Consider the following 25920-nt stretch of genomic DNA (forward strand, 5'->3'; position numbering starts at 1 on the left):
CCGGTAGCGGTCGCGTCGTGCGCCACGGATGCTCATGCTGTGCCGATGACGGCGACCACGGGCTACTACCGGATCCGGTTCGCGGCCGACCCCGTGCAGTTGATCTTCTTTCGGGCCGGGCTCAACGCCTGGCTCCGCGGACTGCGATGGCCGGAGTCCGAGCGCGTCGACGCGGTACTGGCGGTCAGCGAGGCATGCACGAACTCCGTCCAGCACGCCTACCCGACCGGGGAACCCGGAGACGTCGACGTCACCGGCCGCCTGGTCGTCGACGAGACCGCCCGCCGAATCATCGTGACCGTGCGCGACGAGGGCCGGTGGCGAACGCGGGCGAGCGGGCATGGCTACGGCCTGACGACCGTGCGCGAGTGCATGGCGGAGGTCCGCATCCGACACGACGCCGCCGGGACGGTCGTGACCATGACCAGCAGACCCGTGCCCCTGCTCGATGCCCCAGACGGTGGCGAGGGCCTTTCTACGACCGCGGACTCGACCCAGGCTTCCCCCGCCCGCCAGGACCTCTGACATCGGAGCCCGAGGCTGGAGGCGCGGACGCCACGGGGGTGACGGGGTGCCAGGGCCTTGGAGGGTGGTCAGTCCGCGTTCAGGAGTGTGACGGCGGCCAGGACTCGGTCGACGAGATCCTCGACGAACGCCTCGCCGATCGGACCAGCCTGGAAGGATGCGCGTGCGAGCACGCCTCCCACCAGGAGCAGCAGCGACGGTTCCACGTCGACGGGCGCGAGATGGTCGCGGAGGACGGCGTCGAGCGACCGGGTCCCCGCGACGTAGAGCTGCTCGCGCAGTCGGTCCACGACCGGGTCGTCGCCCGCTCGCTCGATGGCGCCGCCGAGGACTCGGGCCAGGTGACCGCTCGCGAGATCGTCGGCGAAGTCGACCAAGCCTCGGACGAGGTCACCACGCAGATCGCCGGTCGGGTGCGGGTGACCGGCCGAGTCGCAGATCTGCGTGACAGCCGCCCCGACGAGGTCCAGCCGGGTGGGCCAGTGCGTGTACACGGTCGCCTTCGAATAGCCCGCTCGCTTGGCGACCTCGCCGTGGGTGACCGCCGACCAGCCCTGATCACGGAGTATCGCGGTGGCCGCGTCGACCACGTCCCGACGGGTGCGGACGACGCGTGGGTCGGTTCCGGTCACATCCTGCGACACAGCGCGCGACCCTACCCGTCCCGGACGGTCGACGTTCTTCTGGACGCAATGTTCAGTAATGAACTGCTCGTATAGTAAGGTCGACCTGGTCGACAGGCCGTCGGCGGTTCACCACACAGGAACGAGAAGACACATGAGCGACGTCTCGACGCCCCGATCGGCAGGAGCGTCCACCCGCCTGAACGTCTCGCTGTGGGCTGCGCAGGTGGTCCTCGCCGTCACGCTCGCCGGTGGCGGGGCGTGGAAGATCGCCACCCCGTTCGAGATCGTCGCGGCAACCTTCCCGTGGGCCGGAGAGACGGGCCCCGGCCTGCTCTACGCCAGCGCGGTGTTCGACGTCCTCGGCGGGCTCGGCGTCCTCCTGCCGTCCCTGACCCGGATCGCGCCGCGGCTGACGGTCCTGGCCGCGCTGGGCGTCGTCGTCCTGATGGTGTCTGCGACGGTCTTCCACCTCGCTCGTGGCGAGGCCGCGGACACGCCACTCAACATCGCCCTCGCTGCGGTCGCACTCGTCGTCGCCTGGGGGCGGCACGCCAGGGTGCCCATCGCGCCACGATCCTGAGGCCCGACTGTCGGCCGCCTCTGCACCGAACACCCCGAGCCGGCGGGATGGCGCCGATCCTCCGCACGCGCCGGCCGCGGGACAGCAGCTCTTCGGTCATCGCGTGGACGCGCATCGGGGCGAATGCCGAGGTCGGATCGGCAGCCATGCGGCTCGTGTCGACCGATTGACAGGGCATCGAGCCAGTCGTACTGTTCGTTAGCGAATCTTTTTCGTATAACGAAAGGACGTCCATGAGTGCAGGACTCCAGGTGGCCGTTGTGGGTGGCGGGATCGGCGGTCTGGCGACGGGGCTCGCCCTGCACCGGCACGGGATCGACGTCACCGTGTACGAACAGGCGCCTGCGCTCGGAGAGGTCGGGGCCGGGGTCCAGGTGACGCCGAACAGCCTGCGCCTCCTCGACCGCTTCGGACTCGGCGAGGAGGTGCGTCGCCTCGGCGTGGAGCTGGACCGGCAGCGGTCGATGTACTACCGGATGGACGGCACGCCGATCGCGCCCGTCCTCACCACCGACTCCACCGGCCACAACTCCATCTACGGGATCCACCGGGCCGACCTGGTGGACGTGCTCGCGAGCGGCATCCCCGCCGGCGTCGTGCGCACCGGCCACCGGTGCACCGGGCTGCGGCAGTCCGAGGACGCCGTCCAGTTGGAGTTCGAGAACGGCGCCCTCGTCCGGGCCGACGTGGTCGTCGCCGCCGACGGCATCCACTCGTCGCTCCAACGGCACGTGGTCGAGCCCGCCCGCCCGGTCGACTCGGGCTCGGTCGCCTACCGGGGGCTCCTGCCCGCCGAGGAGGTGCCGTCGTGGCCGACCGATCGGTTCGAGCTCTGGATGGGCGCGGGCAAACACCTGCTCGTCTTCCCGGTGCGCGCCGGCACCCTCATCAACTACGTGGGGTTCGTCCCGAGCGACGTTCGTGCCGCGGAGTCGTGGTCGGCGCCGGGCGATCCCGCCGTGCTCGCGGCGGCCTTCTCCGGCTGGGACCCGCGCATCCAGGAGTTGCTGGCGGCGGTGCGGAGCACCTTCTGGTGGGGCCTGTACGACCGGGAACCGCTGCGCCGCTGGACCGACGGCAGGGTCACGCTGCTCGGCGACGCCGCGCACCCGATGCTGCCCCACCTCGGCCAGGGCGCCAACCAGTCCATCGAGGACGCGATCGCCCTGTCCATCGTCCTGGCCGACGCCACACCGGAGACGGCACCCGCCCGGCTGCGGGAGTACGAAGCGCTGCGCCACCCCCGCACCACGGCCGTGCAGGCCGGGGCGCGCGCGAACGGCCTGCGCTACGACTCGCGGTACGAGGACCTCAGCGTCCGGGACGCCGAGCTCGACAGCGTGCGCACCTTCCGCCTCTCGCTCTACGACTACGACGTCGAGCGCGCGGCGCTGGACGCCCGCTCGGCTCTGCAGACCACGGCCGACTGACCCGGGAGAGACGGACTCGACCGACCCGGCCCGATGCTGGTCATCCGCGTCCACCCCGGCGACGTCGTCCGGCGCGCCGCCGGCGCGACCGTGCGCGCCGTCGCCGAGGACCGGCCGGTGACGATCGTGTACCTCGGACACGGCGAGCGCGGCGAGTGCGCCGCGCTGAACCGCCGGGTGACCGACGAGTGGGCGCTCGGGCCGGTGCGGCCCGTCTCGTGCTGGCTCCGACCGGGAGCCGGTCACGTGGACGCGGCAGGAGCGGGCGAAGGGCCAGGCCTGGGGCCTGCAGACGATCGGGACCTTCCACACGCACGCCTCGCCCGCGATCTGAGCGGGCAGGTCAGGAGGCCGTCCGGTAGGCGTCGCGCAGCAGCTGCCGGAACTGAGCGGGCACGCCGCCGATCCGGGCGACCACGGCCTCGAGGTCGGCCCCCGACGCGTAGCCGATGGTGCGTCGCTGCTGTTCCGCCCTGGCCACCACCTCGGGGTCGGTCGCGGCCCGCGTGAACGCCTCCCGCAGGCAGGTGAGCGTGTCGGGGGCGATGCCCGCCGGGGCGACCAGCGGGCGGCCGAGCTCGTTGAGCGTCAGGAGCGACTCGAGCAGCACCGCCTGGTCCGGGCCGAGCGCCATCTCCCCCACGGCGGGCGCATCGGGCGCGATCTCCGTGCGCTCCCGCGTCACCGACAGCACCGGGACGAGCTCACCGGCCTCGATCGCTGCGCGGCGGTCGTCGACGGGACCGGTGAGACCGTGGATGTCGCCCTGCAGGAGCGCCAGCTGCGCCTCGCTCTGGCCGGGGAACCCGGTGACGATGCGGGCGTCCAGTTCGAACACCTCGATGAGGATCGTCGCGGTCGCGTAGTCGGCGCCGCCGGGGCCGGTGGAGCCGAAGCGGAAGTCACCGGCGGCGCGGACCTCCTCCCAGGTGCGGTGCACGCCCTCGGGCGCCCGGACGAGGACGGTGTTCTCGGTGGCGACGCGGCCGATGTAGGCCAGGTCGGTGAGCGCGAAGTCGGCGCCCTCGGCCTCTCCGAGCACCGACGCCGAGGCCCCGGTGCCGTTCATGATCGCGATCTGGGTCCCGTCGGCCGGCCCGTTGACCAGCCGGTTGATCGCCAGCAGCCCGCCCGCACCGGGCCGGTTCTCCACGATCACCTGTGCGTTGAGCTGCTCGCCCAGCGGGTCGGCGACGATCCGGGCGGCCGTGTCGAAGCCGCCGCCCGGACTGAACGGGACGACCAGGGTGATCGTCTCGCCCTCGAGCGCTGCGCAGCCGCCGCCACCTCCCGTGGCCGCGGGACTGCCGATGGTGCACCCCGTCACGCACGCGAGCGAGGCGACGGCTGCGGCAAGCGATCGGTGGGACGCCGTTGTCCGGGCCATGATCGAACCCCTTCTCGACTGGTCAGGCGAAGCGGATGAAGCCCTGCGGCACGGGCACGTGGACGAACCAGCGGAACGAGGCGAGCAGCACCAGCACGAGCACGGCCGCGTACACGGCCGAGAACAGCCAGCTGCGCCGACCGCAGAACCGCAGGTACGCGAGGGCGAAGACGCCGCTGGCGGTGAACAGGCCGTAGGCGACGAGCAGCAGCAGGTAGCCCGCCACCCAGCCCAGGGCACGCAGCCACGCGCCCCTCCCGGCTGTTGCGAAGACGTACTCACCGTCGTCCGGGTCGTCGCCGGGCTCGGCACCTGCCTGGGGTCCCGGGGCGGCGCGGCGACGCCAGAGCACCGTGACGAGGACGGCGAGCGCGAACAGCACGCCCACCCCGGAGGCCATGCGGGGGAACCGCGCAGCTGCCTCCGGCCAGGAGAAGGTGACAGCGAAGGCGACTGCGAACAGGACGAGAGCGGCCGCGGCGATGGCGCCGTCGGGTCCGCTCGTCCGGCGGGCCCGGGTGGGGGTCACGTCGGTGGTGGTCACGCGTTGCGCTCCATCTCACGAGGCCCGGCGGGCGACGCGCGGTGCGCGCGCCTGCGTCCGGCCCGGACGCCGAAGGCGATCGAGGCCGCCCCGATCAGGGCCAGCACGAGCACGCCCGGACGAGTCACCCACGAGGTGCCGAACAGGGTCGTCGACAGGTTCAGGTACTCCTCCGCCAGCCCGCCGAGCACGACGGCGAGCAGGAACGGCACGCGCGGCCATCCCCACCGGATGCAGGCGACGCCGACCGCGGCGGCGCACAGCATCACGAGGATGTCCCCGTAGCTGTTGGTCGCCGTGTACGCGCCGACGAGCAGCAGCAACAGGAGACCGGGGACCAGCAGCGGGCCGGGAACGCGGGTGAGCAACGTCAGTGGGCGCGCGAGCGTGACCGCGAGCGAGACCGCGATGAGGTTGGACACGATCATGATCCACACCATCGAGAACGTCACGTGGAGGTTCTCGTCGAGCATCTCCTGGCCCGGGTTGAGCCCGAGGATCATGAACCCGCCCAGCAGCACCGCGGACGACGCGCCGCTGGGGATGCCGAACGCGATCGTCGGGATGAGGGATCCGGCATCCCGGGCGTTGTTCGTGGCGCCGGCTGCGACGACCCCGTCGATCGCGCCCTTGCCGAACATCTCGGGATTCTTCGACGCCTGCCGGGCCTGCCCGTAGGCGATCCACTGGGTCACGGTGCCGCCGACGCCGGGCAGGCTGCCCACTCCCACCCCGATCGCGGCCGAGCGGGCGACCACGCGCCAGTGCCGGAAGGCGTCGCGGACGCCGGCCAGTGTGCCGGTGAGGTGGGTCGGACCGGAGGCCGACGTGGCGATGCTCTTCTTGCTCAGCATGATCTGCAGGACCTCGGCACCGCCGAACAACCCGACGACGAGCGGCACGATGTTGATGCCGTCCCACAGGTAGAGCTGATCGCCGGTGTAGCGGGGGATGCCGAGCTGGGGGTCGATGCCGATCGTGGCGACCAGCAGCCCGAGTGACACCATGACGAAGCCCTTGAGCATCGCACCGCTCGACAGGGTGATCACGAACGTCAGGCCGACGACGGTCAGCATGAAGAACTCCGGTGGCCCGAACGACAGCACGACGGGCCGGATGATGCTGATCGTCAACGCCAGGACGAGGGCACCGACGATCGCGCCCATCGCCGAGCTGGTCAGCACGGCACCCAGCGCGCGGCCGCCCTGTCCCTTCCGGGTGAGCGGGTAGCCGTCGAGCACCGCCGCGGCGGAGGTCGCCTCCCCGGGCACGCCGAACAGGACCGAGGTGATGTCGCCCGCCGTCGAGGTCACCACCCACATGCCGAGCAGGAACGCGAAGCCTTCGACCGGGCTCATCCCGAACGTGAACGGCAGCATCAGCGCGAGGGCGACGGGGCCGCCGAGTCCGGGGAGGATCCCGACGACGAACCCGATCGCGATCCCCAGCAGCATCACTGCGAACGTCCGCAGATCCAGGATCCCGGCGAGGCCGGCGACGATCGCATCGAGCATGGCCACCTCGTGGAGTCGACGACGCTGTCGCGAGTTTTCGCTAAGCGAATAGTTTTCAGTCTGCTCAGCGAACCACGGGCCCCGCGCGGGAGTCAAGAGCTCGGCGGACGGCCCGCGGTCAGGACCCGTTGGTCGCGACCCGCTCCAGCCACTCCCGCAGGAGCCCGCGCTCGGCCTCGGTGAGCGCCGCCAGATCCGCCAGCTGAGCCCGCAGGGTCACGGCCGCGGGGACGGCCCCAGCTCCCGCGGACGGGCCCGCCGCCCCGTCGGTGGTGATGGCGGCGATCACCGACTCCCTGGCGAACTCGGACAGAGCGGGATCGCGCCGCTCGGGAGGCGTCCCGATCAGCGTGAGCGTGATTCCGCGCCCCGTGGAGTGCAGCAGGTGCGCCGCGCGCTCCTCGCCCACGCGCAGCCGCCCCGCCTCGGCGACGCGTCGGATCATGCCCGCGAGCACGGCGGCCGACTGGCGCTCGCCGGGCGACTCGACGCCCGGGCGCACCTCTCCGAAGACGAGCGCGTAGAGCGCGGGATGCTCCAGCCCGAAGCCCACGTGCAGGTCCCACCCGCGCCGCAGGTCCGCCACCGGGTCCGGGTCCCGCTCACGAGCGGTCTTGCTGTGCAGGTACTCCGCGATCCCATGGCTGGCGACGGCGTCGAGCAGACCTTGCTTGTCGCCGAAGAGGCGGTAGATCGTCGGCGCCTGCACGCCCGCCGCGGCACTCACCGCTCGCGTGGACACCGCCTCGCGCCCGCCCGTGGTCAGCAGCTCGGCGGCCGCCTCGACGATGCGCTCGCGGGTCGTCCTCGCGTCCATGATTCCAACGATAACACGCCACTGTTAGCACCAGTTGCGGTAACGATGGAAACGTGCTTCGGTTATCAGTGGAAGCAGTCCACACGACACGAGGAGCACGACGATGGACACCCGCAAGCTCGGCGCCGACGGCCCGGAGGTCTCCGCACTGGGACTCGGCGCCATGGGCATGTCCGACCTCTACGGCCCCGCCGACGAGGCCGAGAGCATCGCCACGATCCACGCGGCGATCGACGCCGGGATCACCCTGATCGACACCGGGGACTTCTACGGCTCCGGTCACAACGAGATGCTGATCCGCGACGCGCTCCGGCAGCGCGACCGCGACGACGTCGTGATCAGCGTCAAGTTCGGCGGCAGGCGCAGCCCCGACGGTGCCTTCCAACCCGCCCCGCCCGAGACCGACCCCGTCGCCGTCAAGGACCGCCTGGCGTACACCCTGCGCCGGCTCGGCACCGACCACGTCGACATCTACCGCCCGACCCGGCTCAACGCGGACGTCCCGATCGAGGACACCGTCGGCGCCATCGCCGGGATGGTCGAGGCCGGCTACGTCCGCCACATCGGGCTCTCGGAGGTCGGCGCCGCGACACTGCGGCGGGCCGCCGCCGTGCACCCGATCAGCGACCTGCAGATCGAGTACTCCCTGCTCTCGCGGGGCATCGAGGCCGAGATCCTGCCCACCGCGCGCGAGCTCGGTATCGGCATCACCGCCTACGGCGTGCTCTCCCGCGGCCTGCTGTCCGGCCACTGGACGCCCGACCGCGCGCTGACCGGGACCGACTTCCGCGGGCACGTGCCCCGCTTCCAGGGCGAGAACCTGACGACCAACCTCGCCCTCGTCGACGCCCTGCGCACCGTCGCGGACTCGATCGGGGCCACGGTCGCGCAGGTCGCCATCGCGTGGGTCGCCTCCCGCGGCACCGACGTCGTGCCGCTCGTCGGCGCCCGGCGCCGCGACCGCCTCCAGGAGTCGCTCGCCGCCGCCGACCTCGTGCTGAGCGACGACGACCGCGCGGCGATCGAGGCGGCCGTGCCCGCGGGCGCCGTCGCGGGCGAGCGCTACCCCGAGCAGCAGATGGCCGTCCTGGACAGCGAGACGGCCCGCTCGTGACCACGCCTCCCGAAGGGACGCCGGCCCCGCTCGAGATCGGCAGGCGGACGGTGCTGAAAGCGGGAGCCGCCGGTACGGCTGTCGCGGCGCTCCCCCTGGCGGCCTGCTCGTCGACGCTCGAATCGGTTCCGCCCACCTCCGGGCCGCGGGAGGTCGCGCTGCGGGTCAACGGCGAGGTCCGCGCGCTCAGCGTGGAACCGCGCGTCACCCTGCTGGACGCCCTGCGCGAGCGGATGGGGCTGACCGGCACCAAGAAGGGGTGCGACCGCGGCGAGTGCGGTGCCTGCACGGTCCTGGTCGACGGCCGGCGGATCAAGTCCTGCATGACGCTGGCCGTGATGCAGGACGGCCGCGAGGTCACGACCGTCGAGGGCCTGGCCCGTGGCGGCGAGCTGCACCCGGTCCAGGCCGCGTTCGTCCGGCAGGACGGTCTGCAGTGCGGCTTCTGCACGCCGGGCCAGATCATGTCGGCCGTCGCGGTCATCGAGGAGGGGCACACGTCGTCCGACGCCGAGATCCGCGAGTGGATGAGCGGAAACCTCTGCCGGTGCAGCTGCTACCCGAACATCGTGGCCGCGGTCCGCGAGGCCGCCGAGGAGGTGCGCTGATGCGCGACTTCGCCTACGCGCGCGCGGCCGGGCCGGAGGAGGCGGTACGGCTGGCCGGCCCGCCGCACGCCCGGTTCGTCGCAGGTGGGACCGACTTGTTGAACCTGATGAAGGACGGGGTGCAGGAGCACGATCTGCTCGTCGACCTCAACGCCCTCGATCTGGCCGAGGTCGACGCCTCGCAAGGCCGGGTGCGCATCGGCGCGACGGCCCGGATGAGCGACGTCGCCGCCGACCCCGCGGTGACCGCCGTCCCGGTGCTGGTCGAGGCGCTGCTCGCCGGGGCGTCACCGCAGATCCGCAACATGGCCTCGATCGGTGGAAACCTGCTGCAGCGCACCAGGTGCTGGTACTTCCGCGACGCGACCATGCCGTGCAACAAGCGCGTGCCCGGCAGCGGCTGCCCCGCTCTCGACGGGGTCAACCGGTGGCACGCGGTCCTCGGGGGCAGCGAGCACTGCATCGCCGTGCACCCGTCCGACCTCGCCGTGGCCCTCACCGCGCTGGGCGCCACGGTGAACACCCTGCACGGGGACGGCGAACGCCGCATCCCGGTGGCCGAGTTCTACCTGCAGCCGGGGAGCACCCCCGACCGGGAGACCGCGCTCCGCCCGGGGGAACTGATCACGAGCGTCGACGTGCCCGTCCCCGGCCCAGGCACGCGTTCGCGCTACCTCAAGCTGCGGGACCGGGCGACGTTCGAGTTCGCCGTGGTCTCGGTCGCCGCCGTGGTCCGGCTCGCCGGCGGCGTCGTCCAGGAGGCGCGGCTCGCCTTCGGCGGGATCGGCACCCGGCCGTGGCGGTCGCCCGAGGCCGAGCAGGCCCTCGTCGGCAGGCCGCTGACCGCCGCCACCACGCAGGCGGCCGGCCGGGCGCTGGTCCGCGACGCGGTACCCCGCCGGCACAACGCGTTCAAGGTGGACCTCGTGCAACGGGCACTCGCCGACGTCCTCGGAGGCATGCGATGACCACCATGGTCGGACGGCCGATCGCCCGGCTCGACGGCGACGCGAAGGTCACCGGCGCCGCCCGGTACGCCGCGGACGTCCAGGTGGCCGGGCTGACCCACGGCACCCTGGTGATGAGCACGATCGCCCGCGGCCGGATCGCTCGCATCGACACCCGTGCCGCCGAGGCGGCGCCGGGCGTGCTCGCGGTGCTCACGCACCGCACCATGCCCCGGCTCGCCCTGCCCAACGCCGATCTGGCCACCGCGTACTTCCAGCGGTTCGTACCGGTGCAGGACGACGTCGTCCGCTACGCCGGGCAGCCCATCGCCGTCGTCGTGGCGGGCACGCTGGAGCAGGCACAGCACGCCGCCACCCTGGTCGACGTCGAGTACGCGGCCGAGCAACCCGCGGTGACGCTGGCCGAAGGCATGCCCACGGCCTACGTGCCCCCGCCGACCCCGGTGGAGCACAACGACGTCGTCCGCGGCGACCCGGACGCCGGATTCGCCGCAGCGCACGCCGTCGTCGACGCCGAGTACCTCACGCCGTTGCAGCACCACAACTCGCTGGAGCCCTCGGCGACGGTCGCGCAGTGGGACGGCGACCGGCTCACCGTCCACGAGTCCGCCCAGTACATCAACGCGACGCGCAACGCCCTGGCCCAGGCGTTCCGGCTGCCACCCGCGAACGTCCGGGTGCTCTCCCCGTACCTCGGCGGCGGGTTCGGATCCAAGGGACCGGTATGGCCGCACACCCTGCTGACCGCGGCCGCTGCCCGCCGTGTCGGACAGCCCGTGAAGCTCGTGCTGACCCGCGCGCAGACCTACACCTCCAACGGCCACCGCGCCGCGACGCACCAGCGCCTGCGCATCGGCGCGGACCGGGACGGGCGGCTGACCGCGATCGAGCACGTCCTCACCCAGCACGTCTCGCGCACCGACGAGTTCATGGGCAACGGCGCCGAGCCGATCCGGATGCTCTACGCCGTCCCGAACCTGCGCTCCACCCAGCGCGCGGTGCGGCTGGACATGCCGACGCAGAGCTTCGTCCGCTCCCCCGAGACGGCGGCCGTCCACGCCCTCGAGTCCGCGCTGGACGAGCTGGCCGTCGCGCTCGGCGTCGACCCGGTGGAGCTGCGGATCCGCAACCACTCCGCGATCAACCAGGACACCGGCGTGCCGCACGGCAGCAACCACCTCGTCGAGTGCTACCGCCGCGGCGCCGAGGCGTTCGGGTGGGCCCGCCGGGACCCCCGCCCCGGTTCGATGCGCGACGGCGACGCCCTGGTCGGCTGGGGCATGGCCACCGCGGCCCACACCGCGGGCAACCGGCCCGGCGCCGGCGTCCGGGTCGCCCTCGGCCCGGACGGCACCGCGACCGTCCAGTGCGCCACGCACGACATCGGCACCGGCACCTCCACCGTGATGACGCAGGTCGCCGCGGACACCCTGGGCATGCACCTGCACACGGTGACCTTCGAGCTGGGGGACACGGACTTCCCGCCGGCGTTCGCCTCCGCGGCATCGTCGACCGTGCCCGCGGTCGGGCCGGCGTCGTGCGGGCCTGCACGCAGGCGCGGGACCGCGCGATCGCCATCGCCGTCGCCGATCCCCGTTCACCCCTGCACGGCGTGGCGCCCGAGCAGGTCGGGGTGGCCGAGGGGCACCTGTTCGCCACGGCCATGCCGTCGCGGCGGATCAGCTACCGCGACCTCATGGGGTACCACGGCCGGGCGGAGGTGGTCACCAGCTCGCCGGTGCCCGCACCGCTCGGCTACTCGACCGGCGCGGTGTTCGCCGAGGTCCACGTCGACCCCGCGGTCGGCCGGGTGCGCGTCACCAGGCTGGTGGGCGTGTTCGACCCCGGCCGGGTGCTCAACCACCAGACCGCACGCAGCCAGGCCGTCGGCGGGGCGATCTGGGGCATCGGCATCGCCCTGACCGAGCACACGCTCGTCGATCCGCACCTCGGGCGGATCGTCACGCCGAACCTGTCGGGCTACCTCGTCCCGGTCAACGCCGACGTCCCCGAGATCGAGGTGAGCTTCATCGACGAGCCCGACCCGGCCAGCCCGGCGCTCGGCGCCCGCGGCTTCGGCGAGACCCCCTCGACCGGGGCCACCGCCGCGATCGGCAACGCCGTGTACCACGCCACGGGACGGCGCATCCGCGACCTGCCGCTCACCCAGGACAAGGTCCTGGCCCCACCGGCGACCTGACGAGCCGGACGCGCACCGCGGGGCCGCCTCCCGGACCGGGAGGCGGCCCCGCCGCCGGGGAGCCGCGGTCAGGGTGCGCAGTAGACGTGCTTGACCTCCTGGAACTCGGCCAGTCCACCGGGGCCGCCGAGCCGGCCGAGCCCGCTGTGCTTGTAGCCGCCCTCCTCGAAGCGGTCGACGATCCTGGCCCAGTCGTTGATCCACACCGTGCCGGCGTGCATGGCGGCCGCAACGCGCTGGGCGCGGGCGCCGTCGCTCGTCCACACCGAAGCCGCGAGCCCGTACCGGGTGGCACCGGCCCGGTGGACGGCGTCGTCCTCGTCGTCGAACACCTCGATGGTCGCCACCGGCCCGAAGATCTCCTCCTGGACGAGCGGCGATTGGAGGTCCTGCACGGCGAACAGGGCCGGCCGGTAGAACGAGCCGGGACCGGGAGTCGGCCCGCCGCACAGCACCGGTTCGGCGCCGTCCGCGCGTGCGACCAGGCCGTCGACGCGGTGCACGGCGGCGTGGTCGATCAGCGGTCCGAGCTGGGTGGCCGGCTCGATGCCCGGCCCCAGCACGGTCGCGGCGAGCGTGTCGCGGAGTCGGACGCACAGCTCGTCGGCGATCGGGCGCTGCACCAGGATGCGGCTTCCCGCCATGCAGAACTGCCCGGCGAACCGGGTGACCCCGGCGGCGAGAACGGGCACGGCGGCGTCCAGGTCGGCGTCGGCGAACACGACCATGGGGGTCTTGCCGCCCAGCTCGAGCGACACCCGCTTGAGCTGCGCACCTGCCGCCGCCATGATCCGTGCCCCGACGGCCGTGCTGCCGGTGTAACTGACCACCGCGACCCGCGGGTCCGCCACCAGTTCCCGCGCGGCGCCGTCGCCGGACTCGGTGACGACGTTCAGCACGCCCGGCGGCAGCGCCGGCACGCCCGCGAGCACCTCGGCGAGCAACGCGCCCGTCAACGCCGTCTGGGCCGGCATCTTCACCACCGCGGTGCACCCGGCGGCGAGGGCCGGGGCCACGCTGCGGATCGCCAGGATGACCGGCGAGTTCCACGGCACGATCACCCCGGCCACCCCGACCGGCTCCTTGACCAGCATCGAGACGGAACCGGTGGCGGACCGCGCCGCCGTGCCGAGGTCGGTGAGCGCGAGCCCGGCGTGGTAGCGCAGCTTGCCCGCCGCCCGCCCGACCTCCGCGGTGGACTGCACGAGGGGTTTGCCGTTCTCCAGCGTGAGCGCGGTCGACAGGCGCTCGGCATTGCGGTCGAGCGCGTCGGCGAAATCCCACAGCACGCGGGCCCGCAGCTCGTGGTCGATCCGCCACCGTCCACGGGCGAACGCGGTGGCCGCGGCGTCGATCGCGGCGCGGGCGACCTCGGCCCCTCCGTCGCGGAACACGCCCAGCTGCTCGTCGGTGGCCGGGTCGACGGAAGCGGCGAGATCGCCGTGCGCCAGCCAGTCGCCGCCGACGAGATGCCGGGCGGGCTCCGGGGAGAAGACGCTCATGCCGGGAAGGTGAGGATCAAGCTCTTCTCCCGGGTGAAGCTCAGCGCCTCACCGAGGCAGGCCTCCCGGCCGAGCCCGCTGTGCTTGTAGCCGCCGAACGGAACGCCGACCGGCCGCGCCCCGGCTGCGCCGTTGATCCACACCGTGCCGGCCTCGACCGCGCGCGCGATGCGGTGGACGGCGGAGAAGTCGTTGGTCCAGATGTTCGCCGTGAGGCCGTACTCCACGCCGTTGGCGAGCGCGATCGCCTCGGCCTCGTCCCGCCACGTCATGATCGAGATGACCGGCCCGAAGATCTCCTCGTTCGCGATCCGCATGTCCGGCGTGACGTCGGCGAACACGGTCGGCGCCACGTAGAAGCCGCGGTCGAGGCCGTCGGGCCGCCCGCCGCCGGTGAGCAGCCGGGCGCCCTCGGCCTTGCCGATCTCGATGTAGCCCAGCACGCGCTCGTGGTGCTCGCGGAAGCACAGCGGGCCGATCTCCACGTCGTCGTCGCGGGGATCGCCGATCCGCAGCCCGCCGATGATCTCCAGAATGCGCGCGGTGAGCTCGTCGGCGATCGAGGCGTGCACGAGGATCCGGGAGGTCGACTGGCACGACTGGCCGGTGGAGCGTCGCAGGCCCATGCCGGCGACCGCCGCCCGGGCCGCGGCCGCGAGGTCGACGTCGGGGCAGACGATCATCGGGTTCTTCCCGCCCAGCTCCAGCGAGACGTGCTTGATGTGCTCCGCCGCCGCGCGCAGGATCGCCCGGCCGGTGGGGACGCCACCGGTGAAGGAGATGCGCGGGACGTCCGGGTGCTCGACGAGCGGAGCACCGGCGCCGATCCCGGTGCCCGTCACGACGTTGAGCACCCCCGGCGGAAGCACGTCCTGGGCGAGCTCGGCGAACCGCAGCGCCGACATCGAGGTGTGCTCCGACGGCTTGAGGACGACGCTGTTGCCCGCGATCAGAGGGGCCGCGACCTTCGTGACGGCGAACTGCAACGGGTGGTTGTAGGCGGTGATGCGGCCGACCACGCCGTACGGCTCGCGGAAGGTCTGCCCGAACTGCTGCTCGGTCCAGGGCACGGTGTCGCCCTTGAGCTCGCCGCCGAGCCCGGCGTAGTAGCGGACCTCCTCGACGGCGCGGCGCACGTCCCCGCGCATCCCGCTGACGGGATTGCCGCCGTCGACCGCGTCCATCATCGCGAGCTCGTCGACGCGCTCCTCGATGCGGCCGGCCAGCTCCCGCAGCAGCTCACCGCGGTCGAGCCAGGGCCGGGCCGCCCAGCCGGGCGCGGCGTCCGCGGCCGCCTCCACCGCGGCGGCCACGTCCTTCGCGCCGCCGGCCGGGATCGTGCCGATCCGTTCCTCGGTGGCGGGGTCGACGACGGGCAGCGTGGCGCCGTCCGCCGCGGGCACCCACTGGCCGCCGATGCTCATCCTGAGGTCGGTGTCGTTCACGGTGCTCCCTGTCCGTCGAGGAGATCTGCACAGCCCGCGCGTTCGGCCCAGGCGTTCCAGCCCCGGCGCATGGCAGGCGACTCGGGGTCGTAGGCGCGCCGGGCCCCGATCTCGGCGTCGGTCAGCGCCACCACCTCGCCGCCCATGGCGGCGGCGATCGTCTGCACCTGCGCGTTGCGGCCCAGGTAGACGCACATGCGCACGGTCATCACCAGCGACCGGCCGGCCGCCGCGAAGCCGTGGCCGCGCATGAGCACGACGCTGTGCGCGCCGAGCCGCCGGGCCAGCGACTCCCCCATCTCCGCGGTGCGGACGAGCATGTCCGTGCCGTCACCGAACTCCTCGCGGATGTCCCACAGCGGGATCTCCGAGCCGATGTCGCTGGCGTCGTGGACGACCGCCCGCAGCGGCACGTCCGTGATCGTGTAGGGCAGGACGGCCGCGGTGTGGCCGTGCACCACGCAGTCGACCTCCGGCCGCGCGGCGTACACGGCGCCGTGGATGAAGCGTTCGAGGTAGGGCGGGCGGTCGTCGGAGACCGCCGTGCCGTCGAGGGTGAACTCGACGATGTCGTCGGGGGTCACGTGCTCCGGGCCCAGCGAGCGCGACAGCAGGTAGCGCTGCGGGTCGTCGGGGTGCCGGACGCTCACGTGCCCGTACGCGTCGAGCACGCCTTCGTTGGCCAGCACCCGGTTGGCGATCACCAGATCACGGACCGCGCGTTCGAGGGCGGACATGCGCCTCCTGTGCGTCGAGTTTCGCTATTCGAAGAACTTGCGGGTTTGGAATCTAACAGAGGGTCTCCGCACTGACAAGCCGGTGACCTGCGCGTTCGAGAGCGCACACAGCGAGCGCCGGCGGCGTTCACGCCGCGGCGCTGTCAGGAGACGAGGAAGGTCAGAGCATCTGGCCGAGCCGGGCGGCCTCGCGCTGCATGACCGGGACGTGCCGCTCGCGCAGCTCGTCCATCGAGGTCCGGCTGGCGAGCACGGCGAGGCTCAGCGCGGCGTGGGTCCGGCCGGCCGCGTCGACCACCGGCACGGCGACGGTCCGGATGCCGAGCTCCAGCTCTTCGTCGGTGAACGACACCCCGGACTCGCGCACCGCGAGGATCCGCCTGCGGATCTCCGCGACGTCGGTGACGGTGTTCGGGCCCGTGCGCTCCGGCACGCACCCCTCGAGGTGGCGGTCGATCTCCTCGTCGGGCAGGGCCGACAGCAGCAGTCGCCCGGTGGCGGACGCATGCGCCGGCAGGCGGGCACCGAGGCGCACGTTCATGGTCACGATGCGCTGCGACTCCACCCGGGCGACGAACGTGACGTGCGAGCCGTCGAGCACCGCCAGCGACGCGGACTCCCCGAGCTCGTCACGCACCACCTGCAGGTGCGGCTGGGCGAGCACCGGCAACGGCGCGCTGCCGCTGTAGGAGCCGCCGAGGCGCTGCATCCGGGGGGTGGGCCGGAAGAACTTGCCGTCGTGACTGACGTACCCCAGCTCCTGCATGGTGAGCAGGCAGCGGCGGGCCGCCGCCGGCGTGATGCCCGCCGCCTCGGCCGCGGTGGAGACCGTGAGCTTCGGGTGGGCCTCGTCGAAGGCCTCGATGATCCGCAGCCCCTTGGCGAGGCCGGCCATCACCTCCGCCCGCTCACGCACGGGCGCAGGACGAACACCATCCGCAGCATCGGACACGCTTCGTTATACGAAAAACGGCGGGCATCTGTCAAGAAGCGGCCGCTCTCGCCGTGATCACCGACCCTACCGGCCGACTCACGGGCGGCTCAGCGCCTCGCGCAGGATCCCGACGAACTCCGGGGGAAGAGCCTCGATCCTGCCGACCACCGCGTCGAGCTCCTGACCGGACACGTAGCCGATCCGGCGGCGCTGCTGGGCGGCCGTGGCCACCACGTCGGGATCCTGGGCGACCGTGGCGAACGCCGTGCGCAGGCACTCCAGCGTGCCCGGCTCGATGCCGGCCGGCCCCACCAGCGGACGTCCGAGCTCGTTGAGCGTCAGCAGCGCGTCGAGCAGGCTCCGCTGCTCCGGCCGGAGGTCCAGCTCACCGATCGCCGGGGCGTCCGGCGCCACGTCGGCGCGCTCGGGCGTGATCGACAGGATCGGCACGACCTCGCCCGACTCGATCGGCGGCCTGCGGTCGTCGGCCGTCCCGATCAGGCCGTCGATGTTGCCCTGCAGCAGCGCGAGCATGGCCTCGCTCTGCCCCGGGAAGCCGGTGACGATCCGGCCGCGCAGCCCGAAGGCCTCGATGAGCACCGTCGCGGTGGCGTAGTCGGTGCCACCGGGACCGGTCGAGCCGAAGCGGAAGTCGGGTGACGCCAGCGCGTCCTGCCAGGTACCCCCTTGCGGGGACGTCACCAGCAGCGTGTCCTCGCTGGCGAGCCGGCCGATGTAGGACAGGTCGCGCAACGCGAAGTCCGCGCCCTCGGCCTCACCGAGGACCGAGGCCGCCGCTCCCGTGCCGTTCATCAGGGCGATCTGCCTGCCGTCGGCCGGGGCGTTGACGAGGCGGTTGACGGCGAGCAGCCCGCCGGCACCCGGCCGGTTCTCCACGATGACCTGCGCGCCCAGTTCGCCACCGAGCGGCTCGGCGATGATGCGCGCGAGCGTGTCGAAGCCGCCACCGGGACTGGCCGGCGCGACGAGGGTGACGGTCTGCCCCTCCAGGGCCGCGCACCCGTCGGCCGGCGCCGGTGCGGCTTCCGGACCGCCGATCGTGCATCCGGCCAGGGCCGTCAGCGACACGGCCACGGCGGCCGTCCGGCGTGACCAACTCGTGCGAGGCATGGAGCCACCCTTCCGTCGACGATGACAGGCGTTTCGCTTAACGAAAATCTTTCGCCATCTCAGGACACCATGCCGTTCCGCTGCAGTCAAGACGCACGGCCCGACAGTCGCTAACAGTGCTACGTTAGCGCCTGAGGTATCGTCGCTATCATTTCGACGTTTCCAGCGGTAGCACTCGCTGCACCGCTGCCCCCGGGAGGTGGGCGATCATCGTGATCTCGAACCGACTCCGTACCGCGTTGCCGACACTGGTCGCGCTCGCGCTGGCAACCGGGTGCGCGGCCGCGCCGGACGACGCCCCGGGCTCCGTCCCCGCCGGCGTCCCCACCCGCAACTACCCCGACGACGACAGCGCGCCCGCGGTCAGCCCGGTGGTCCCACCGGTGACGGCCACCCCGCGAGAGCCGGTGACGCCCGTCGAGGTCGCGACGCCGGGCGCGGTCACCGAGGTGACCTCGGGGCTGCGCATGCCCTGGGGCCTGACGTTCCTGCCCGACGGTTCGGCGTTGGTCTCGAGCCGTGGCTCGGGGGACATCAGCCACGTCCCGCCGGGCGGCGGGCCGGCGTCGCGGGTCGGCACGGTCCCCGGTGTGGCCGAGAGCGCCGAGGGCGGCTTGCTGGGCCTCGCGGCCTCCCCGGGCTTCGCCGCCGACCGGACGGTGTACGCCTACGTGTCCGCCGACCCCACGAACCGGGTCGTCGCGGTGCGGATCGGCGAGGACCTGCGCTCGATGAGCGTCGAGCGGGTCGTCCTGGACGGGATCGGCACGGCCGACCGCCACCACGGGGGCAAGCTGGCGTTCGACCGGGACGGCAACCTCTGGGTCGGCACCGGCGACGCGTTCGAGGGCAGCCGCTCCCCCGACCCCGACTCGCTCAACGGGAAGGTGCTGCGGATCCGGCCGGACGGCTCGCCGGCCGCGGGCAACCCGCTCGGGACCGCGGTGTTCTCGCTGGGACACCGCAACGTGCAGGGGATCGCGTTCGGCCCGGACGGCACGGTGTACGCGTCGGAGCTCGGCCACCGCACGTGGGACGAGGTCAACGTCCTGCGGCCGGGCGTGGACTACGGATGGCCCGAGGCCGAGGGTGTCGACGGGGCCACCGGGGAACCGCCGGTCTTCGCCCTGCACCCGGACGAGGCGTCACCGTCCGGCATCGCCTTGGCCGGCGAATCGCTCTGGATGGGGGCGCTGTCCGGGCAGCGGCTCTGGCAGCTCCCGGTGCGGGACGGGCACGCCGCGGGGACGCCGATCCCGCACTTCATCGGCGAGTACGGCCGGATCCGCGCGGTCGAGGTCGCACCGGACGGCGCGCTGTGGATCGTCACCTCCAACACCGACGAGGCGACCTGGGGAGGGACCGACCCCCGCCCCGGGGACGACCGGATCCTCCGCGTCGAGCTGACCACCCCCTGACCGGTCCGGGTAGCGCCGACCCGAGACCGGCCACCGTCGCCAGCACGAGCACCGCAAGCGTGGAGAAGAGCACGAGGACGACCGCGAGGACGAGTCCGACGACGGCCGACCCGGCGCCGCTCATCAGCCCTCGCTCCCTGCGACGGCGCGGACGACAGCGACGGGGCAGTGCGAGCGATGCAGCACGGCGTGGCTGACCGACCCGAGCACCAACCCGGTGAAGCTGCCGCGGCCCCGCGAACCGACGACGACGAGCTGGGCGTGCCGGGACTGCTCGACCAGCGCGTGGGCCGGCCGGTCCTTCGTGACGACGCGCCGCACCGGCACGTCGGGGTACTTCTCGCCCCAGCCCGCCAGCCGCTCGGAAAGCGCCTCGCGTTCCTCGGTCTCGATGCCGTCCCAGTCCAGCAGCGGCGCCACGTCGAGATCGCCGATGAGCCCCCGCCAGCTGTGCACAGCCACCAGGTGCACGCCACGCGCGGCCGCGGCCTCGTAGGCGTAGGCCAGGGCGGCCTCGCTGAGCGGCGTTCCGTCCACGCCCACGACGATCGGCCCCGCCGGGTCGGTGTCCTCGTCCCCGCGGACGACGACCACCGGGGACTTCGACTGCGCGGCCAGCCCGGCGGCGACGGAGCCCAGCAGGAGCCCGGTGACGCCCCCGAGCCCGCGGTCGCCGATCACCACCAGCTGGGCGTGCTCGGACTCGGCCGTCAGCACGGCGATCGGGAACCCGACGACGAGCTGCTGCTCCACCTCGATCCCCTCGGCCGCGCGTTCGGCGGCGGCAGCGGCGTCGGCGAGGTTGCGTCGCGCCTCGTTCAGCATGATGTCCCGGTAGCTCGCCCCGAGGTTGATCTCGCCGATCGGGTGGTTCCGGGTCCAGTCGAAGGCGGTCACCACGCGCAGGGGGACCCTGCTCCGGGCGGCCGCCGCTGCGGCCCAGCGCACTGCTCGCAGGGCGATCTCCGATCCGTCGATTCCGACGACCACCGCTCGGCCGCTGTATGCATCCATGTCGACGACACTCCCCCTTCCGGCGCGCCCTCGGCAGGTGCGCCCGGCCCTGAATCGGGTGCCGTTCGGCCCGTACCGGGCACCGCGAACAGGACGAGCGTCGACGAACGAGCATGATCGGGCGCGTAGTGAATCGCGCTACCGGCAGCCCAGCCCGTCGCGCCAGGCCCTACCCGTCGTCCGGTGACCTAAGGGCGCGTTCCGCGGGACCTCCGCCCCTGCCGACGTGACTCCGCCGACACGAGGCTGGAGGCCCGAGCGCACGCAAGGGAGCGACAGTCATGACAACCGGTCCACAGCGCCTGGCAGCGCCACCGGAGAGCCGCGACGGTGATCCGCCCGTCAGCAGGATGATGACCAGGCGAATCATCGGGCTCACCCCCGACGCACCGGCGTCGGCCGCCCTCACGCTCATGGCCTCGGCCGGCGTGCACCACCTCCCCGTGTTCTACGGCAACCGTTGCCGCGCGGTGCTCCGGGAGGCCGACGTGATCCAGCACCTCGCGGCGAGTCCGACCTCCCCCGTCGACCGGGCGGCGACCCGGGTCGGCCGGTTGATCCGGCCGCTGACATCCGTGGACATGTCCGCCCGCCGCTCCGACGCCGCCCGCTGCATGAACGCCGCCGGCACGGACGCCGTGCTCGTCATCGGCCACCACGGGCCGGCCGGCATCGTCACCGCTGCCGATCTCGTCCGGTCCCTCGCCGACGAGCGAGCGCATCCCGAGAGCGCCCCGTCGTGACCCACGCCGTCGTCGTCTGCGCCGACCAGTCGCCCGCCGGCCTGCAGGCGCTCAGGTGGGCGACCAGCGAGGCCGAGCGTCACAGGTTGCCTCTCACCGTCGTCACCGAACCGCAGCGCACCCGCCGCTCACGCAACTCCGCCTTCGCGGGCGCCCTCGCGGCCGCGCGGGCCGCGGTTCCCGGCCTCCCGGTGATCGGAGGAGCGTCCGGTGACTCCCCGGGCGCGCTGTTGCGCCGGCTGTCCATCGGCGCCACCGCACTGGTCGTGCCGGCGACGCTGCCCGAACTCGAGGTCATCGTCGCCGATGCCTACTGCCCCGTGGTCACGGTTCCGGCACGCGATCCGTCGCCGGATGCGGTGCACGGCCCGGTCCTGCTCGGCGCGGCACCGTGGACCCCCTCGAACGTCATCGAGCTCGCCTTCCAGGCGGCATCCGACCGCGGCACGAAGGTGCTCGCGGTCCGGGCCTGGTCCGAACCGCCCCTCGACCTCGGAAGGCCGCGGGCCGACCCGATCGCGGCGTGGGACGGCGCCGAGCAGCGCGTTCGCCGCGAGCTCGACCATGCGCTCTCCGCGTGGACGATCATCCACCCCGATGCCCCCATCGATGCGATGGTCGTACAGGACCGGCCCACCGAGCTCTTCCAGGCGCTCTCCCACCGGGCACAGCTGCTCGTACTCGGCCGGTCCACGCGCGGCGCACTCGTCGCCGGCATCACCGGATCACCCGCGAACGCGCTGCTGCGCACCAGCGCGTGTCCCGTGATGGTCGTGCCGACCGCGGCAGCGCTGCAGGCACGCCCGCCATGGCTCCCGACCCGCGAACGGGTGTGGGCGCTCATCGGACCCTGATCCGCGCGGCGCGCCGCTCTCACGCCCGGAACGCGCGGACGCGGGGAGGGTGAGAGGCCCTCGGACCCCGCAGACCCTGCCTGAAGGACCGTGGACGCCGCGGCGACGCGGCCCGACGATGGAGCGATGAGCGCCCGCCCCTGGTCCGGTATCGGCACGGGGCTGCGGCCGGGACTGGCGGCCATCCGTCACCGCGACCACCCACGGGTGCGGGCCGACACCGTCGCCGGCATCACCGTCGCCGCCTACCTCGTACCGCAAGTCCTCGCGTACGCGCAGGTAGCGGGGCTCGCCCCGGTGACGGGGCTGTGGGCCGCCGTCGCCGCGCTGGCTGTGTACGCCGTCCTCGGGTCGTCCCGCCAGCTGTCGGTGGGCCCGGAGTCCACCACCGCGGTGATGACCGCGATCGCCATCGCCCCGCTCGCCGCCGGCGATCCGCACCGCTACGCCGCCCTCGCCGCGGTGCTCGCCCTGCTGGTGGGCGGCATCTGCCTGCTCGGACGCGCGGCCCGGCTGGGCTTCCTCGCCGACCTGCTGTCACGCCCGGTGCTGGTGGGCTACCTCGCCGGGATCGCCCTGATCATGATCTCCGGCCAGCTCGAGAACGTGACCGGGGTGCCCACCGAGGGCGACACGTTCCTGGCCGAGCTGGTCTCCTTCGCCGGCGGCCTCGGAGAGGTGCACGTCCCGACGCTCGTGCTGTCGGTCGCCGTGCTCGCCTTCCTGGTCGTGGTCGGGGCGCTGCTCCCGCGCGTGCCCGGCCCGCTGCTCGCGGTGTTGCTGGCCGCCGCCGCAACCGCGCTGCTGTCACTCGACCGGCTCGGCGTGCAGGTCGTCGGGGCGGTCCCGAGCGGGCTACCCGTACCTGCGCTACCCGCGGTCAGCGCAGTGGATCTGGCGAACCTGCTGCTCCCGGCGCTCGGCGTCACGATCGTTGCCTACTCCGACAACGTCCTCACCGGCCGCGCCTTCGCGACGAAACGCGGATACCCGGTCGACGCGAACCAGGAGATGCTCGCGCTCGGTGCGGCGAACGTCGCGTCGGGTCTGCTGCACGGCTTCCCGGTCAGCAGCAGCGGCAGTCGCACGGCGATCGGCGACTCGCTGGGCGCGCGCAGCCAGCTGAGCTCGGTCATCACGGTGCTCGCGGTCCTGGTCGTGCTCGTCGTCGGCGGGCCGGTTCTCGCCACGTTCCCGATGGCTGCCCTGGGCGCTCTCGTCGTGTACGCCGCCCTGCGCTTGATCGATGTCCCCGAGTTCCGCCGGTTCGCCAGCTTCCGCCGCTCCGAGCTGGCGCTCGCCCTCGTCAGCACCGCCGCGGTCCTGGCCGTCGGCGTCCTCTACGGGGTGCTCGCGGCCGTGGGTCTGTCGATCCTCGACCTGCTGCGCAAGGTCTCCCGCCCCCACGACGGCATCCTCGGCTTCGTCCCCGGCCTCGCCGGGATGCACGACGTCGACGACTACCCGGACGCCACGACCGAGCCAGGCCTCGTCGTCTACCGATATGACGCCCCGCTGTGCTTCGCGAACGCCGAGGACTTCCGGCGCCGCGCACTCGCCGCCGTCGATGCCGCCGACCCGCCCGCCACGTGGCTGCTGCTCAACACCGAGGCCATCATCGAACTCGACGTCACCGCCGCCGACGCACTCCACGCGCTCTGCGACGAGCTCGACCGCCGCGGCGTGGTATGCGCACTCGCACGCGTCCAGCAGGACCTCCTCGGGTACCTGGACGGAAGCGGACTGCGGGAACGGATCGGCGATGACCGGATCTTCCCGACGCTCCCCACCGCAGTTGCCGCCTTCCGCGAAGCACGCGCGTCCAGCCCGGCAGACCCGCCGTGACGGTTCCAGCGAGCTGCTCGGCCAAACCCCGTTCCCCGGGCCCGCCGCGGTGTCCCGGCCGAGTCAGCCGATGACCCGGTCCCTGCGGGTGATGTGCCGCTGCCCGCTCAGCGACGCGGCTCCGGCCCTGGCCACGACACGCAGGACGTCCCGCCGGGAGACGATCCCGACCATGCGACCGTCCTCGACGATCGGTACGGACCTGATCCCGGCGTCGAGCATCGTCGACACCACGTCGGCGAGGTCGTCGTCGGGCCGCATGCACACGGGCGCATGGGTCATCACGTCCGCCACGACCGGCTCGGGCCGCTCGTCCACGGTCCAGCCGTCCGGGACGAACCGGCCGCGCACCAGATCCGCCTCGGTCGCGATACCCACGACAAGACCGTCCTCGTCCACCACCGGCGCAGCCGTGTACCCGTGCGCGACAAGCAGCGCCGCGGCGACATCGGCCGGCACGTGAGGCCTCAGGGAGATCACCGGACTGCTCATCACATCACGTGCCTTCATGGCCGCCTCCTCGGTTGCGCGGAGCCACCGCTCCGCACGACCAGCGTCCGCCGCCGCCCCGGCCCCGCCCCAGAGGCGATGGACCCGGTGGAGTCCCGACAGCTGTCGGGACTCCACCGACCTGCGTCACCTCGCCTGACGGATGTGTTCGTCGCTGCGGGCCGGGCGCCGGTCGAAGTCGGTCGAGTCGCCCTTCGATCCGCCGCTCCGTCCAGCGTTTCGAGCGAACGTCAGAGGTCGTTCCCTGCGTAGGACAGGTTGAAGCTCTTGTTGACGAGGGGGAAGTCCGGAACGATCGTGTCGGCCAACGCGACCGGCAACGCCGGCCAGTTGAAGAAGCTGGGGTCCACGATCTTGAGACGACTGATCGTGCCATCCTCGGCGAGTTCGACGCGGTGGACGATCGTCCCGCGCCACCCTTCGACGATTCCGACGCCCGGTCCGGCCTCCCCGCCGGATGCCGAGGGCTGGTTCGTCGGCATGCCACCGAGGTGCTCGACCAAGGCAGTGATGATGTCGACGGACGCGGCGGCTTCTTCGGCGCGGACACAGAAGCGGGCGAGAACGTCCCCGCGGGTATGGCGATGTGTCGCGTGGGAGAAGGCCGCACTCAGGGTGGGATGGTCGTGGCGGGCATCGACCGGGAGACCACTGGCGCGGGCGACGTATCCGAGCGCCCCCAGATCGCTCGCCTGCTCGCGGGTGAGCACGGCGGTGCCGGTGAAGCGGTCGCGGACCACGCTGTGCTCCAGCGCGAGGGCGACGACCTCGGCGACGTCGTCGGCGATCGCGGCGAGATCGGCGGGGTCGGGCAGCCGGAGCACGGTGGCCGTCCCGAGGCCGATCGCGCCGCGGAGCAGGCGGTGCCCGGCGACCTGTTCGTTCAGCCGGAGCAGGCGCTCGCGGATGCGCAACGCGTGCGCGTTGAGCACGCCGTGACCGACGTCGTTGCACAGCGCACCGATGTCGCCGACGTGGTTGTACAGCCGCTCGAGCTCGAGGACGATCATCCGCAGCCGGCTGTCGTCCTCGGTGACCGGGGTTCCCAGGGCGTCCTCGACGGCCTGGCAGAACGCCAGCGTGTGGCCCACTGTCGTGTCGCCGCTGACCCGTTCGGCCACGGGAAGGGCCTCGGCGGGCATCCTGCCCTGGACCAGCTTCTCGAGCCCGCGGTGGACGAACCAGAGCCGGGCCTTGAGCTTGAGGATGGTCTCCCCGACCACCGAGAACCGGAAGTGGCCAGGTCCGATCATGCCGGCGTGCACCGGGCCGACCGGGATCTCGTACACGCCGGCGCCCTCGACCTCGTGGAACGGGTACGGGCCGTCGACGTCGCCGAACTCCGGCGGGGGCCCGGCGTCGGAAAGCATCGGGTACCAGCCCTGCGGCCAGTGGAAGTGGCGCACCAGCCGCCGCGGCAGCGGATGCCCGACGGGCACGATCCCGAACAGGTCGCGCATCTCGCGCTCGAACC

General features: G+C 72.9%; 23 protein-coding genes and 1 pseudogene. 11 read left to right on the forward strand and 13 right to left on the reverse strand.

Annotated elements, in window-relative coordinates; all coding sequences use genetic code 11:
* The first annotated feature begins 45 nt into the window (after positions 1–45).
* Entirely contained in the window at positions 46–525 is a 480-nt protein-coding gene (locus FHX44_RS04880) for an ATP-binding protein (RefSeq protein ID WP_147254363.1), read from the forward strand.
* Between the two features lie 68 nt (positions 526–593).
* Here FHX44_RS04880 and FHX44_RS04885 read toward each other — a convergent pair whose 3' ends face one another.
* On the reverse strand, positions 594–1169 hold the full coding sequence (locus tag FHX44_RS04885; protein ID WP_147254364.1) for a TetR/AcrR family transcriptional regulator: 576 nt from the start codon (positions 1167–1169) through the stop codon (positions 594–596).
* 133 nt (positions 1170–1302) lie between these two features.
* On the opposite strand from FHX44_RS04885, the gene FHX44_RS04890 reads away from it, so the two are divergent.
* Positions 1303–1731 (forward strand): DoxX family protein, encoded by a 429-nt coding sequence (locus tag FHX44_RS04890; protein ID WP_147254365.1) that lies wholly within the window; start codon positions 1303–1305, stop codon positions 1729–1731.
* A gap of 233 nt (positions 1732–1964) precedes the next feature.
* Positions 1965–3161, forward strand: coding sequence for an FAD-dependent oxidoreductase (locus FHX44_RS04895; RefSeq protein WP_147254366.1), 1197 nt, complete (start codon positions 1965–1967; stop codon positions 3159–3161).
* 343 nt (positions 3162–3504) lie between these two features.
* Here the strand turns inward: FHX44_RS04895 and FHX44_RS04905 are convergent, their stop codons facing one another.
* The 4 genes from FHX44_RS04905 to FHX44_RS04920 all read right to left on the reverse strand — a co-directional run bounded on the left by FHX44_RS04905 (position 3505) and on the right by FHX44_RS04920 (position 7423).
* Entirely contained in the window at positions 3505–4488 is a 984-nt protein-coding gene (locus FHX44_RS04905) for a Bug family tripartite tricarboxylate transporter substrate binding protein (RefSeq protein WP_170308777.1), read from the reverse strand.
* Positions 4489–4570: 82 nt separating this feature from the next.
* Entirely contained in the window at positions 4571–5092 is a 522-nt protein-coding gene (locus tag FHX44_RS04910) for a tripartite tricarboxylate transporter TctB family protein (protein WP_147254368.1), read from the reverse strand.
* Positions 5089–6702, reverse strand: coding sequence for a tripartite tricarboxylate transporter permease (locus FHX44_RS04915; RefSeq protein WP_212612333.1), 1614 nt, complete (start codon positions 6700–6702; stop codon positions 5089–5091). The genes FHX44_RS04910 and FHX44_RS04915 overlap by 4 nt, the downstream gene beginning before the upstream one ends.
* A 22-nt stretch (positions 6703–6724) precedes the next feature.
* Positions 6725–7423 (reverse strand): TetR/AcrR family transcriptional regulator, encoded by a 699-nt coding sequence (locus FHX44_RS04920; protein ID WP_147254369.1) that lies wholly within the window; start codon positions 7421–7423, stop codon positions 6725–6727.
* Between the two features lie 103 nt (positions 7424–7526).
* Between FHX44_RS04920 and FHX44_RS04925 the strand changes: the two genes are divergently transcribed.
* From FHX44_RS04925 to FHX44_RS04940, 4 genes and pseudogenes are all read left to right on the forward strand, one after another.
* A complete protein-coding gene (locus FHX44_RS04925; RefSeq protein WP_147254370.1) occupies positions 7527–8537 on the forward strand; it encodes an aldo/keto reductase in 1011 nt (336 codons plus the stop codon).
* Positions 8534–9145 (forward strand): (2Fe-2S)-binding protein, encoded by a 612-nt coding sequence (locus FHX44_RS04930; RefSeq protein WP_147254371.1) that lies wholly within the window; start codon positions 8534–8536, stop codon positions 9143–9145. The genes FHX44_RS04925 and FHX44_RS04930 overlap by 4 nt, the downstream gene beginning before the upstream one ends.
* The gene (locus tag FHX44_RS04935) at positions 9145–10113 is read left to right on the forward strand and encodes an FAD binding domain-containing protein (protein ID WP_147254372.1); all 969 of its coding nucleotides are present in this window, start codon (positions 9145–9147) and stop codon (positions 10111–10113) included. Before FHX44_RS04930 ends, FHX44_RS04935 begins: the two co-directional genes overlap by 1 nt.
* A gap of 5 nt (positions 10114–10118) precedes the next feature.
* Positions 10119–12313, forward strand: a pseudogene (locus FHX44_RS04940) (xanthine dehydrogenase family protein molybdopterin-binding subunit).
* Between the two features lie 68 nt (positions 12314–12381).
* On the opposite strand, the gene FHX44_RS04945 reads toward FHX44_RS04940, so the two are convergent.
* From FHX44_RS04945 to FHX44_RS04965, 5 genes are all read right to left on the reverse strand, one after another.
* Positions 12382–13815, reverse strand: coding sequence for an aldehyde dehydrogenase family protein (locus FHX44_RS04945; RefSeq protein ID WP_147254373.1), 1434 nt, complete (start codon positions 13813–13815; stop codon positions 12382–12384).
* Positions 13812–15260 (reverse strand): aldehyde dehydrogenase family protein, encoded by a 1449-nt coding sequence (locus FHX44_RS04950; RefSeq protein ID WP_246170212.1) that lies wholly within the window; start codon positions 15258–15260, stop codon positions 13812–13814. Before FHX44_RS04950 ends, FHX44_RS04945 begins: the two co-directional genes overlap by 4 nt.
* Complete coding sequence (locus FHX44_RS04955; RefSeq protein WP_147254374.1) at positions 15257–15997, reverse strand: class II aldolase/adducin family protein; 741 nt, start codon at positions 15995–15997, stop codon at positions 15257–15259. The genes FHX44_RS04950 and FHX44_RS04955 overlap by 4 nt, the downstream gene beginning before the upstream one ends.
* 160 nt (positions 15998–16157) lie before the next feature.
* Complete coding sequence (locus FHX44_RS04960) at positions 16158–16913, reverse strand: IclR family transcriptional regulator domain-containing protein (protein WP_246170213.1); 756 nt, start codon at positions 16911–16913, stop codon at positions 16158–16160.
* 114 nt (positions 16914–17027) lie between these two features.
* Positions 17028–18062, reverse strand: a complete 1035-nt coding sequence (locus tag FHX44_RS04965; protein WP_147254375.1) for a Bug family tripartite tricarboxylate transporter substrate binding protein — start codon at positions 18060–18062, stop codon at positions 17028–17030.
* A gap of 212 nt (positions 18063–18274) precedes the next feature.
* Between FHX44_RS04965 and FHX44_RS04970 the strand changes: the two genes are divergently transcribed.
* Positions 18275–19480 (forward strand): PQQ-dependent sugar dehydrogenase, encoded by a 1206-nt coding sequence (locus tag FHX44_RS04970; RefSeq protein WP_246170214.1) that lies wholly within the window; start codon positions 18275–18277, stop codon positions 19478–19480.
* A gap of 123 nt (positions 19481–19603) precedes the next feature.
* Here the strand turns inward: FHX44_RS04970 and FHX44_RS04975 are convergent, their stop codons facing one another.
* A complete protein-coding gene (locus FHX44_RS04975; protein ID WP_147254376.1) occupies positions 19604–20494 on the reverse strand; it encodes a universal stress protein in 891 nt (296 codons plus the stop codon).
* A 353-nt stretch (positions 20495–20847) separates the two neighbouring features.
* On the opposite strand from FHX44_RS04975, the gene FHX44_RS04980 reads away from it, so the two are divergent.
* The 3 genes from FHX44_RS04980 (at position 20848) to FHX44_RS04990 (ending at position 23936) form a co-directional block, all read left to right on the forward strand.
* Complete coding sequence (locus FHX44_RS04980; protein ID WP_212612334.1) at positions 20848–21237, forward strand: CBS domain-containing protein; 390 nt, start codon at positions 20848–20850, stop codon at positions 21235–21237.
* Positions 21234–22091, forward strand: coding sequence for a universal stress protein (locus tag FHX44_RS04985; protein ID WP_170308778.1), 858 nt, complete (start codon positions 21234–21236; stop codon positions 22089–22091). The genes FHX44_RS04980 and FHX44_RS04985 overlap by 4 nt, the downstream gene beginning before the upstream one ends.
* A gap of 126 nt (positions 22092–22217) precedes the next feature.
* Positions 22218–23936, forward strand: coding sequence for a SulP family inorganic anion transporter (locus FHX44_RS04990; protein WP_147254379.1), 1719 nt, complete (start codon positions 22218–22220; stop codon positions 23934–23936).
* 63 nt (positions 23937–23999) lie between these two features.
* Here the strand turns inward: FHX44_RS04990 and FHX44_RS04995 are convergent, their stop codons facing one another.
* On the reverse strand, positions 24000–24446 hold the full coding sequence (locus FHX44_RS04995) for a CBS domain-containing protein (RefSeq protein WP_147254380.1): 447 nt from the start codon (positions 24444–24446) through the stop codon (positions 24000–24002).
* Positions 24447–24676: 230 nt separating this feature from the next.
* A complete protein-coding gene (locus tag FHX44_RS05000; protein WP_246170215.1) occupies positions 24677–25906 on the reverse strand; it encodes a hydrogenase large subunit in 1230 nt (409 codons plus the stop codon).
* Positions 25907–25920: the final 14 nt, after the last annotated feature.

The organism is Pseudonocardia hierapolitana (assembly GCF_007994075.1).
In the GTDB taxonomy this organism is placed as follows: Bacteria; Actinomycetota; Actinomycetes; order Mycobacteriales; family Pseudonocardiaceae; genus Pseudonocardia; species Pseudonocardia hierapolitana.

What these genes read in the sequence shown, in the direction of transcription:
- FHX44_RS04880 (WP_147254363.1), top strand. Translation starts at nt 46, where the DNA reads ATGACGGCGACCACGGGCTACTACCGGATCCGGTTCGCGGCCGACCCC.
- FHX44_RS04890 (WP_147254365.1), top strand. Translation starts at nt 1,303, where the DNA reads ATGAGCGACGTCTCGACGCCCCGATCGGCAGGAGCGTCCACCCGCCTG.
- FHX44_RS04895 (WP_147254366.1), top strand. Translation starts at nt 1,965, where the DNA reads ATGAGTGCAGGACTCCAGGTGGCCGTTGTGGGTGGCGGGATCGGCGGT.
- FHX44_RS04920 (WP_147254369.1), bottom strand. Translation starts at nt 7,423, where the DNA reads ATGGACGCGAGGACGACCCGCGAGCGCATCGTCGAGGCGGCCGCCGAG.
- FHX44_RS04925 (WP_147254370.1), top strand. Translation starts at nt 7,527, where the DNA reads ATGGACACCCGCAAGCTCGGCGCCGACGGCCCGGAGGTCTCCGCACTG.
- FHX44_RS04935 (WP_147254372.1), top strand. Translation starts at nt 9,145, where the DNA reads ATGCGCGACTTCGCCTACGCGCGCGCGGCCGGGCCGGAGGAGGCGGTA.
- FHX44_RS04945 (WP_147254373.1), bottom strand. Translation starts at nt 13,815, where the DNA reads ATGAGCGTCTTCTCCCCGGAGCCCGCCCGGCATCTCGTCGGCGGCGAC.
- FHX44_RS04955 (WP_147254374.1), bottom strand. Translation starts at nt 15,997, where the DNA reads ATGTCCGCCCTCGAACGCGCGGTCCGTGATCTGGTGATCGCCAACCGG.
- FHX44_RS04965 (WP_147254375.1), bottom strand. Translation starts at nt 18,062, where the DNA reads ATGCCTCGCACGAGTTGGTCACGCCGGACGGCCGCCGTGGCCGTGTCG.
- FHX44_RS04975 (WP_147254376.1), bottom strand. Translation starts at nt 20,494, where the DNA reads ATGGATGCATACAGCGGCCGAGCGGTGGTCGTCGGAATCGACGGATCG.
- FHX44_RS04980 (WP_212612334.1), top strand. Translation starts at nt 20,848, where the DNA reads ATGACCAGGCGAATCATCGGGCTCACCCCCGACGCACCGGCGTCGGCC.
- FHX44_RS04990 (WP_147254379.1), top strand. Translation starts at nt 22,218, where the DNA reads ATGAGCGCCCGCCCCTGGTCCGGTATCGGCACGGGGCTGCGGCCGGGA.
- FHX44_RS04995 (WP_147254380.1), bottom strand. Translation starts at nt 24,446, where the DNA reads ATGAAGGCACGTGATGTGATGAGCAGTCCGGTGATCTCCCTGAGGCCT.
- FHX44_RS05000 (WP_246170215.1), bottom strand. Translation starts at nt 25,906, where the DNA reads ATGCGCGACCTGTTCGGGATCGTGCCCGTCGGGCATCCGCTGCCGCGG.